This window comes from Agreia sp. (assembly GCF_964263775.1).
GTDB lineage: Bacteria > Actinomycetota > Actinomycetes > Actinomycetales > Microbacteriaceae > Agreia.
In genome coordinates this window covers 1-9,639 of record NZ_CAXVWM010000145.1, presented here as the reverse complement: position 1 = coordinate 9,639, position 9,639 = coordinate 1, and the positions used below count along the sequence as shown (strand labels likewise).

The 9,639-nt window shown below is 62.5% G+C and carries 9 protein-coding genes; 7 read left to right on the top strand and 2 right to left on the bottom strand.

From position 1 onward, the window contains the following. Positions 1-188 precede the first annotated feature (188 nt). Both ACE5CZ_RS11135 and ACE5CZ_RS11130 read left to right on the top strand, forming a co-directional pair. Positions 189-1,355, top strand: a complete 1,167-nt coding sequence (locus tag ACE5CZ_RS11135) for a N(5)-(carboxyethyl)ornithine synthase (protein ID WP_374947396.1) — start codon at positions 189-191, stop codon at positions 1,353-1,355. 147 nt (positions 1,356-1,502) lie between these two features. After that, positions 1,503-2,159 (top strand): DedA family protein, encoded by a 657-nt coding sequence (locus tag ACE5CZ_RS11130; protein ID WP_374947395.1) that lies wholly within the window; start codon positions 1,503-1,505, stop codon positions 2,157-2,159. Between the two features lie 45 nt (positions 2,160-2,204). On the opposite strand, the gene ACE5CZ_RS11125 is transcribed toward ACE5CZ_RS11130, so the two are convergent. Further along, a complete protein-coding gene (locus ACE5CZ_RS11125) occupies positions 2,205-3,653 on the bottom strand; it encodes a DUF222 domain-containing protein (RefSeq protein ID WP_374947394.1) in 1,449 nt (482 codons plus the stop codon). Between the two features lie 375 nt (positions 3,654-4,028). On the opposite strand from ACE5CZ_RS11125, the gene nrdH reads away from it, so the two are divergent. From nrdH to nrdF, 4 genes are read left to right on the top strand one after another with little or no spacing between them, the layout of a single operon-like run. Next, positions 4,029-4,262, top strand: coding sequence for a glutaredoxin-like protein NrdH (gene nrdH / locus ACE5CZ_RS11120; RefSeq protein WP_374947393.1), 234 nt, complete (start codon positions 4,029-4,031; stop codon positions 4,260-4,262). 43 nt (positions 4,263-4,305) lie between these two features. Then, positions 4,306-4,716: a class Ib ribonucleoside-diphosphate reductase assembly flavoprotein NrdI gene (gene nrdI, locus ACE5CZ_RS11115; RefSeq protein ID WP_374947398.1), complete on the top strand. Its 411-nt coding sequence runs from the start codon at positions 4,306-4,308 to the stop codon at positions 4,714-4,716. A 35-nt stretch (positions 4,717-4,751) separates the two neighbouring features. Further along, positions 4,752-6,857: a class 1b ribonucleoside-diphosphate reductase subunit alpha gene (nrdE, locus tag ACE5CZ_RS11110; protein ID WP_374947397.1), complete on the top strand. Its 2,106-nt coding sequence runs from the start codon at positions 4,752-4,754 to the stop codon at positions 6,855-6,857. A gap of 54 nt (positions 6,858-6,911) precedes the next feature. Further along, positions 6,912-7,886 carry a class 1b ribonucleoside-diphosphate reductase subunit beta gene (gene nrdF, locus ACE5CZ_RS11105; protein WP_374947392.1) on the top strand — a complete coding sequence of 325 codons (975 nt, stop codon included), beginning with the start codon at positions 6,912-6,914 and terminating at the stop codon, positions 7,884-7,886. 207 nt (positions 7,887-8,093) lie between these two features. Here the strand turns inward: nrdF and ACE5CZ_RS11100 are convergent, their stop codons facing one another. After that, positions 8,094-8,813: a lysostaphin resistance A-like protein gene (locus ACE5CZ_RS11100; protein WP_374947391.1), complete on the bottom strand. Its 720-nt coding sequence runs from the start codon at positions 8,811-8,813 to the stop codon at positions 8,094-8,096. A gap of 108 nt (positions 8,814-8,921) precedes the next feature. Between ACE5CZ_RS11100 and ACE5CZ_RS11095 the strand changes: the two genes are divergently transcribed. Beyond that, positions 8,922-9,545, top strand: a complete 624-nt coding sequence (locus ACE5CZ_RS11095) for a TetR/AcrR family transcriptional regulator (RefSeq protein WP_374947390.1) — start codon at positions 8,922-8,924, stop codon at positions 9,543-9,545. Positions 9,546-9,639 lie beyond the last annotated feature (94 nt).

Below are 9,639 nucleotides of genomic sequence, written 5' to 3'. Positions count from 1 at the left end.
ACGAGGCCTACGAGCAGCTCTTCGCCCGGCTGAAGGATCGGTTCATCGACTTCGAGCCGGGCCCCGACATTCGCAAATACGCCGACGCGATCGCGGCGGGCGACTTCGCCTGACCTCCAGCCCCCTGCGCTGCCCCGGGTCGCATAGCGCGCGTGGCCTCGGACCGACGGGGTGGCCTAGGGTCGAGTATGAGCGAAACGACTTCACCCACGGGATTGCTGACTCTCGGAGTGCTGGCGACGTCCCGCAAGGCGGACGAGCGGCGCCTTCCGATTCACCCGGCGCACCTCGAACGCGTCGACGCCGATTTGCGGGCGAAGCTGATCCTCGAGCGAGGCTACGGGCTGCGGTTCGGCATCCAGGATTCGGAGCTCGAGCCTCTCGTCGGGGCGATGGCGACGCGTGAGCAGATCATCGAGCGCGCCGACGTCGTGCTGCTGCCCAAGCCGCAGGCGTCTGACCTCGACGACCTGCGTGACGGCCAGGTGCTCTGGGGCTGGCCGCACTGCGTGCAAGACCGCCTTCTCACCCAGCTCGCCATCGACAGGAGTCTCACTCTCATCGCCTGGGAGGCGATGAACCACTGGCAGTCCGACGGCGGCTTCGGCCTGCACGTCTTTCACAAGAACAACGAGCTCGCCGGATACTGCTCGGTGCTGCACTCTCTGCAACTCTGCGGCTCGACCGGCGACTACGGCAGGCGGCTTTCGGCTGTGGTTATCGGATTCGGTGCGACCGCCCGCGGTGCCGTCACCGCGCTCAACGCCCACGGCATCCACGATGTGCGCGTTCTGACCAACCGGGGGATCGCCGCCGTCGGGTCGCCCATTCCCTCGGTGGATATCCTGCAGTTCGAGCACAACGACGAGGCTCCGTTCGAGAGCACCGTCAACACGGAGGCCGGCCCCGTGCTGCTCGCTCCGTTTCTCGCCGAGAACGACATCGTGGTGAACTGCACCCTGCAGGATCCGAACGCGCCCCTCACCTACCTGCGCACCGAAGATCTCGGTGCCTTTCGGCCGGGAAGCCTCATCGTCGATGTGTCGATCGACGAGGGCATGGGGTTCAGCTGGGCGCGACCCACCTCGTTCGCGGATCCGATGTTCACGGTGGGCGAGTCCACGAACTACTACGCCGTCGATCACAGCCCTTCGCTGCTGTGGAATTCGACCACGTGGGAGATCAGCGAGGCGCTCCTGCCCTTTGTGCGCACCGTGATGGAGGGGCCGTCGTCGTGGGCGGAGTCGGAGACCATCCGGCGCGCGATCGAGATCGAGGGTGGACGCGTGAACAACGAGGCGATCCTCGCGTTTCAGCACCGCTCGGCGGACTACCCGTACCCGGTCACGACGTAGCCCCCGGGTTCGTCACGGGGGTGGGTTCGGCGGGGTGGGCCCGAGGTACCACGTAGGCGACGCCAAGTCGGCCCCTCGGGTTGACGTGCAGTTCACCGAGCCTTCGTAGCGTGGGGCGTATCGAACCTGGCTCCCCTCGGAGGCTTTATGGAACCGCTGACGGACTTTCTCGTCGCCGCAGTATCGTCGCCCTACACGCTCCTCGTGGTGTTCGCCGTGTGCATGCTCGACGCGTTCTTTCCTCCGATTCCCAGTGACATCGTTCTGGTGGCCGCCGTGGCTGTGGCCCTGGGACACTCTCCAGCACTGCTTCTTCCCTTGATCATCGTGGCCACGATCGGCGCCATTCTCGGAGACAACATCGCGTTCGCGATCGGTCGTCGCATCGGTACGACGAGATACCGCTGGATGCGCAGCCGCTCCATGCGCGCTGCGGTCGCCGCGGCGGCGCAACAGCTCGCGGTGCGCCCCGCAAGCCTGATCGTCACGGGACGCTATATTCCGGTGGGACGGATCGCCGTGAACCTGACTGCGGGCAGCGTGGGGATGCCTCGGCGCAGATACATTCCGCTGAGTGTCGTCGCGGGCTGCTCGTGGTCGATCTACATGCTCGTCGTGGCCATCGCCGCATCTGCCTGGATCCAGAACAATCCCGTGCTTGCCGCGGTTGTCGCCGCGTGCTTCGCTGTGCTGCTCGGTCTGATGATCGACCGGATCACCGCCCGCGCCGCTCGTGCTCGGGTCACAGCAATGACTGCACTCTCTACCGAGCCGCCTGCGTTGGCCGTGCGCGCCGCCGAGTGATGGCGTGAGGTATGTGGATGGGATATTTCGGGAGCCCACGAGCGTTCACCCTGCAGCCCGTGCGTGAGCGTTCTGGCGGGCCACGCCCCTGAATCTCAAGTGGATCGGGGTCTGTTGCGGGTCGGATGACGTGGGAGGTATCCAGCGATACGCGTCTTCGTAGCGCGTGCCCGCCACCCGGACCACTCTGTGCCCGTAATTGTGCAGCTGCATATGATGAAAGCGGCAGAGCAGCACCCCGTCGTTGATGTCTGATTTTCCACCCTCGCACCAATGGTCGATGTGATGGACCTCGCAGAATGCCGCGGGCGCAGCACACCCGACGGCGACGCATCCGCCCTGAAGTTCGGCGAGAACGACGCGTTGCTTGGCGGTGAAGAGCCTGACTTCGCGGCCCAGGTCGAGCGGCGACCCGTCGGCCTTGTGCACGATCGGCAGAATGCCCGTGTCGCACGCGAGCCGGGCGACGGTGTTCGTCGAGACAGGGATGCGTGTTCCTTCGAGGAAGGCGACACCGTCGTTGTCGGGCCGGGTCAGTTCGTTGGCAGTCATGACCACCTGAACGGACGGGCGCTTCTGCGACAGGATCGCGTTCTGGTCTGTGAGCGCACCCGCTTTGAGGAGATCGACGAGCACGGACGCCCGGATCTGCTCCGTTGTGCGTGTGTCGCCCTCGAGCGTCCGCGCCGCAGCGGCGGCCTTACCGTGCACGAAGCGTGGACCGCCGATGCGAGGGCCGAGGATCAGGTTGAGCGTATTTGTGAACCAGGCGCCGTCTTCGGGCGCGAAGCTCGCGCGGAGCTGGACCATGCCGTCGCGATCGGTCCACACCGTGGCTTCTTGTTTTGCCATCAGGCGCTTTTCTTGCTCGACCACACCGGCCCGGTTGAGGAACGCCCGGGCGTTCTGTGCGTCTCGGTAGACGAGCTCGGGGGCGTCTTGCGGGTGCAGGCAGTCGAGGATTCGTTCTGCTGATGTCGCGAGAGCATCTGGCGACACTGTGTCGGTGCTGTCGCCTAGCCCGTTTCGGAGGGACTCGAATCGGTCGGGACTCATTGCGCCCGACCGCATGAGGTCGCTGATCGCGGCGAACCACGGCCGCAGCACAGACCTCTCGTCGCCCACCTCGGGGTCGAGCGGAGCATCTGCTTCCGGCGGAAACGAGGCGGGCGAGGCGTGCATCAACGATTTGCCCAGGCTGTCGATTTTGCGCGCATCGGACTGCGTGCTGCCGGTGAGCGCTGCGATCAGCCTCTGCGGGTTCACATACCCTTCGCTCTTCGCCAATCCGGCACCGCCGAGTTCACGCCGGGAACGCTGGTTGATCTCGGCCGACTCGCACGCCAACATGCGGTCGACCTCGTGCCGGAGCTGCGCAGTCAGCCGCATGCACTCTGTCAGCTCGTCGGACGTCAACGCCGCAAGGTCGGTGGTTGCATGCATATTCGACACACGGGCGGTGGCGGCCCGAATAGCGTCGAATATGTCTTCCATATATAAATGCTACAGTAAATGAGTAAATAGAACAAGTGTTCGATCAAAAATGCGACCGTAATACAGCGGCGTCCAACCCAGAGCCGTCATTGCGGAAAGGCCCGGCGTATTGGCGCGACACGCCGAACGCCCTGGGGCTGGCTAAATAGTTCGGGTGTTTTCGCGCGGCTGAAGTTATCCACACGCGGGGGTATCCGCCGCTCGTTTCGGGCATTTTTCTTGTGGACAAACGGTTGATAAGGGTGTGGAGTGCCTGTGGAGAATTACACGGGTGTAACACTTCATCTAGTGGCTCTCGATAAGAACGATCCCTATATGTAGTATTGAGATCTCGGTCACCCCCTATCCCTTCCGCTTCATAGAAAGGTGCAAATCATGGCAATCACGGTTTACACAAAGCCCTCCTGCGTGCAGTGCACGGCCACCTACCGGGCCCTTGAGAACAAGGGCCTCGAGTACGAGATCTTCGACGTGTCGGTCGATGAAAAGGCCCTCGCCGCCGTCAAGGAGCTGGGCTACCTGCAGGCCCCCGTCGTCATCACCGACAACGATCACTGGTCGGGATTCCGCCCCGACAAGATCGACGAGCTGGCTCGCCTCGCCGTCTAATCGGCCCGTGTCGCTCGCCGCGGTGATCGATGCCCTGCCCACCGTGTCGAACCTGGTCTACTTCTCGTCGGTCTCCGGCAACACCCACCGCTTCGTCGAGAAGCTCGGGATGCCGGCCGATCGCATCCCGCTTCACAATGGGCAGCCGAGACTCGTGGCCACCGAACCGTTCGTCCTCGTGCTTCCCACCTACGGTGGGGGCACCGAGGGCGGGGCGGTTCCCAAACAGGTGATCTCGTTCCTCAATGACGAGCACAACAGATCCCTGATCCGCGGAGTGATCTCCGCAGGCAACACCAACTTCGGGGAAGCCTTCTGCAAGGCGGGAGACATCGTCTCCCGCAAGTGCGGAGTTCCCCACCTCTACAAATTCGAAGTATTCGGCACCTCGGACGACGTCACCGCCGTCCACGATGGATTGGAAGCGTTTTGGACGTCCCCTCAGCAGCAGTAGAAGACACCCGCATCGAGACCCCGGGTCGCGTGCAGATGGACTACCACTCGCTCAACGCGATGCTCAACCTCTACGGGCCGAACGGCGAGATCCAGTTCGACAAAGACAAAGAGGCGGCGCGCGAGTACTTTCTGCAGCACGTCAACCAGAACACGGTCTTCTTCCACTCGCTGCGCGAGCGCCTCGACTACCTGATCGAGAAGGAGTACTACGAGGCCGAGACAATCGAGCAGTACTCGTTCGAGTTCATCACCACGCTCAACGACCTGGCCTACTCTAAGAAGTTCCGCTTCGACACGTTCCTCGGCGCGTTCAAGTACTACACCTCGTACACGCTGAAGACGTTCGACGGAAAGCGTTACCTCGAACGCTTCGAAGACCGCGTCGTGATGACGGCCCTCGGCCTCGCCGGCGGCAACGAGCAGCTCGCCATCAACCTGGTCAACGAGATCATCGGCGGCCGCTTCCAGCCCGCCACCCCCACGTTCCTCAACACGGGCAAGGCCCAGCGCGGCGAGCTCGTCTCGTGCTTTCTGCTGCGCATCGAAGACAACATGGAGTCGATCTCACGCGGCATCAACTCGAGCCTCCAGCTGTCGAAGCGCGGCGGCGGCGTCGCATTGCTGCTGTCGAACATCCGCGAGTCGGGGGCGCCGATCAAGCAGATCGAGAACCAGTCCTCGGGAATCATCCCCGTGATGAAGCTGCTCGAAGACTCCTTCAGCTACGCGAACCAGCTCGGCGCCCGCCAGGGAGCCGGCGCGGTCTACCTGCACGCGCACCACCCCGACATCATGCGCTTCCTCGACACCAAGCGGGAGAACGCCGACGAGAAGATCCGCATCAAGACGCTCTCGCTCGGTGTGGTCGTTCCCGACATCACGTTCGAGCTCGCGAAGAAAGACGAGGACATGTACCTGTTCTCGCCGTACGACGTCGAGCGCGTCTACGGGGTGCCCTTCGGCGACATCTCCGTGACCGAGAAGTACCACGAGATGGTCGACGACGCCCGCATCAAGAAGACCAAGATCAAGGCCCGCGACTTCTTCCAGACGATCGCCGAGATCCAGTTCGAGTCGGGTTACCCCTACATCATGTTCGAAGACACCGTGAATGCGGCGAACCCCATCAAGGGCCGCATCAACATGTCGAACCTGTGCTCTGAGATCTTGCAGGTCAACACCCCGACGACCTACAACGAAGACCTTTCGTACAAGGAGATCGGCAAGGACATCTCGTGCAACCTCGGCTCGATGAACATCGCCTTGGCCATGGATGCGCCCGACTTCGGCCTCACGGTCGAGACGGCGATTCGCGGTCTCTCCGCCGTGAGCGACATGAGCCACATCAACTCGGTACGCTCGATCGAAGACGGAAACGACAAGTCGCACGCCATCGGCCTCGGCCAGATGAACCTGCACGGCTACCTCGCCCGTGAGCGCATCTTCTACGGCTCCGACGAGGGCATCGACTTCACGAATATCTACTTCTACACGGTGCTGTTCCACGCGCTGCGTGCGTCGAACGCCATCGCCATCGAGCGCGGCGTGAAGTTCGAGGGTTTCGAAAACTCGACGTACGCATCCGGTGCCTTCTTCGACAAGTACACCGACGCGGCCTGGGTGCCCGCGACCGACCGCGTTCGCGAGCTGTTCGACACGGCCGGGGTGCACATCCCGACTCAGGCCGACTGGGACCAGCTGAAGGCATCCGTCATGGAGCACGGCATCTACAACCAGAACCTGCAGGCTGTGCCGCCCACCGGTTCGATCTCGTACATCAACAACTCCACGGCATCGATCCATCCGATCGCGGCGAAGATCGAGATCCGCAAGGAAGGCAAGCTGGGACGCGTGTACTTCCCGGCCCCCTTCATGACGAACGACAACCTGGAGTACTACCAGGACTCGTACGAGATCGGTGCCGAGAAGATCATCGACACCTATGCAGCGGCAACGCAGCACGTCGACCAGGGTCTCTCGCTGACCCTTTTCTTCAAGGACACGGCGACGACCCGCGACATCAACAAGGCCCAGATCTACGCGTGGCGCAAGGGCATCAAGACGATCTACTACATTCGTCTTCGCCAGATGGCCCTCGAGGGCACCGAGGTGGAGGGGTGCGTTTCGTGCGCCCTCTGATGGTTTCGACAAATACCACTTCGACAAGCTCAGCGAACGAAAGCAAGTAAACCCATGGTCGAGAAGCTCAAGCTCGTGTCGCACGTCAATGCGATCAACTGGAACAAGATCGAAGACGAGAAAGACGTCGAGGTCTGGAACCGGCTCGTCAACAACTTCTGGCTTCCCGAGAAGATCCCGCTCTCGAACGACGTGCAGTCGTGGAACACGCTGACGCCGGCCGAGCAGCAGCTCACGATGCGCGTATTCACAGGCCTCACCCTGCTCGACACGATTCAGGGCACCGTGGGTGCGGTCAGCCTGATCCCGGATGCGATCACGCCGCACGAAGAGGCGGTCTATACGAACATCGCGTTCATGGAGAGCGTGCACGCCAAGAGCTACTCGTCGATCTTCTCGACGCTGTCGAACACCAAGGACATCGACGAGGCTTTTCGCTGGTCGACCGAGAACGAGAACCTCCAGAAGAAGGCCTCGATCGTCATGGATTACTACACCGGTGACGACCCGCTGAAGCGCAAGGTCGCATCGACGCTGCTGGAGTCGTTCCTCTTCTACTCGGGCTTCTACCTGCCCATGTACTGGTCGAGCCGCGCCAAGCTCACGAACACGGCAGACTTGATTCGACTCATCATTCGCGACGAGGCCGTGCACGGTTACTACATCGGCTACAAGTTCCAGCGTGCCCTCGAAACCGAGACCCAGGAGCGCCGCGACGAGATCAAGGACTACACGTTCTCGCTGCTGTACGAGCTCTACGACAACGAGGTGCAGTACACGCAAGACCTCTACGACGAAGTCGGCCTCACCGAAGACGTCAAGAAGTTCTTGCACTACAACGCCAACAAAGCGCTGATGAACCTCGGCTACGAGGCGATGTTCCCGAAGACCGTCACCGACGTGAACCCCGCCATCCTGTCGGCGCTCTCACCGAACGCCGACGAGAACCACGACTTCTTCTCCGGCTCCGGCTCGTCGTATGTCATCGGCAAGGCCGTGGTCACCGAAGACGAGGACTGGGACTTCTAGCTATTCATTTCAGACCTCACAGACTCGGCGTCGACGCCGTGTGCGCACGTTCCCCGCGTCAGGGTCGATTCGGGTCAGACGACGAAGAGGCGTCGAATCGTCGCCAGATCAGGGCGAAGAGCAGCCCGGAGCTCCTGCGATCCAGGAACAGCGCGATCAAGAGAAGAGGCACCACCTGCATCGCACCCTCGTAGATGGAGTACGGGTTCACGACAGCTGGAAGTAGATGACGGAGATGATCGTCGAGGACGCGTTGTTGACGGCGTGAACGACGACGCCCGGCCAGACGGACTTCGTTTTGTTCATCAGCAGTGCAGCCGAGACGCCCACGACGAAGGCCACCGGAGTCGCGAGGTTGACGCCGTGGCTGAGAGCGAAAATGGCTGCACTGAGGATGACGGCGATCCATACGCCGTATCGCGTGAGCAGGGTGAACACGACCCCGCGAAACAAGAACTCTTCGCCGATAGGGGTGAGGATGGCTCCGAGAAGGACTGCGCCGACGAATCCTGCAACTCCACTGGTCGCGGCGGATTGGTAGTCGGCCTGCACATCTGCGGCGTCGGTGGTTGCGCTGACGAGACTGGTGATGCCTATGTTCATCGCGACGACACCGAGACCGATGACGAACGCTATGGCGAGCCATTTCGGAGCGACGCGGGTGATTCCGAAGTGCGCCAGTTTGCGCTTGCGGACGGCGAGTGTGAGCAGGACAGCACCGAGGGGGGCGAGTCCAGAGACCGCGAACTGAGCCAGGCCGGCGACGACGGTGTCTTCTTGTGGAACCTGGAGGAGAAGCAGGATTCCGATGAGGTAGAGCACAATCGCGATGGCGATGGTGACGGCAAGGTCGGGCCAGGTGACCCGGGTCGCTGCGGCCGGGTCGTTACGCGGATCGGCGCGGGTCGTGTGCGGCTGATTTGACATATTTCTCCCTGGTACGTCGTGGAGCTCGAGACCGCTCGAGGTAGCGGCGCATCGATTAAAGCATACGAGACGACTCGTATTGTGACGCGACCTGGATAGGCTGAGAAGATGCCACCATCGGACAGCGGCCCCGGGCGTCGACGGAGCGAACGATCCCATCGAGCGATTCTGGATGCCGCAATCACGCTCGTGGCGGAGAAGGGTTTCGAGAACGTCACAGTCGAGGCCATCGCCAGTCATGCGGGCGTGGGAAAGCAGACCATCTACCGATGGTGGCGATCCAAGGGCGAGGTCGTGCTCGAAGCGATCAACGACGGCTTCGCAGACGTCGCCGCGTTCGCAAACACCGGTGACATCGCTGCCGATCTCCGCACCCAGATGGAGAACGTTACGGTGAAATTGGCCACGACCGAGTTCGGATCGGCGTACCGCGGCCTGATCGCTGCCGCGCAGTCCGACCCCGAACTCGCTCGGAAACATATCGAGCAGATCATCGAACCGGCGAGCGTAGCGTGCCGAAAACGCCTTATCCAAGCCCGCGACGCGGGGCAGCTCCGCTCAGATGCCGACGTGCAGACGATCATCGATCTGCTTTACGGTGGCATCTACTACCGGCTCCTCCTCAGCACCCGTCCACTTGCCACTGCACAGGTAGCGCAAGCCGTCGACCTCGTCTTCGCCGGCATCCGCACCTCCGCTCAGCTCACCCAGCCTGCTGGCGGCGCCGTCTGATCCGAAGGAACGTCGCGCCGCCGGCCAGGAGACCGAGGGCTGCGAGCAGCCACCCCGCAGCCGCGAAGCCGGTCGACGACAGCGCGCCCTCGCC

Coding starts and splice junctions, on each gene's coding strand:
- ACE5CZ_RS11135 (WP_374947396.1), top strand. CDS start 189: ATGAGCGAAACGACTTCACCCACGGGATTGCTGACTCTCGGAGTGCTG.
- ACE5CZ_RS11130 (WP_374947395.1), top strand. CDS start 1,503: ATGGAACCGCTGACGGACTTTCTCGTCGCCGCAGTATCGTCGCCCTAC.
- ACE5CZ_RS11125 (WP_374947394.1), bottom strand. CDS start 3,653: ATGGAAGACATATTCGACGCTATTCGGGCCGCCACCGCCCGTGTGTCG.
- nrdH (WP_374947393.1), top strand. CDS start 4,029: ATGGCAATCACGGTTTACACAAAGCCCTCCTGCGTGCAGTGCACGGCC.
- nrdE (WP_374947397.1), top strand. CDS start 4,752: ATGGACTACCACTCGCTCAACGCGATGCTCAACCTCTACGGGCCGAAC.
- nrdF (WP_374947392.1), top strand. CDS start 6,912: ATGGTCGAGAAGCTCAAGCTCGTGTCGCACGTCAATGCGATCAACTGG.
- ACE5CZ_RS11100 (WP_374947391.1), bottom strand. CDS start 8,813: ATGTCAAATCAGCCGCACACGACCCGCGCCGATCCGCGTAACGACCCG.
- ACE5CZ_RS11095 (WP_374947390.1), top strand. CDS start 8,922: ATGCCACCATCGGACAGCGGCCCCGGGCGTCGACGGAGCGAACGATCC.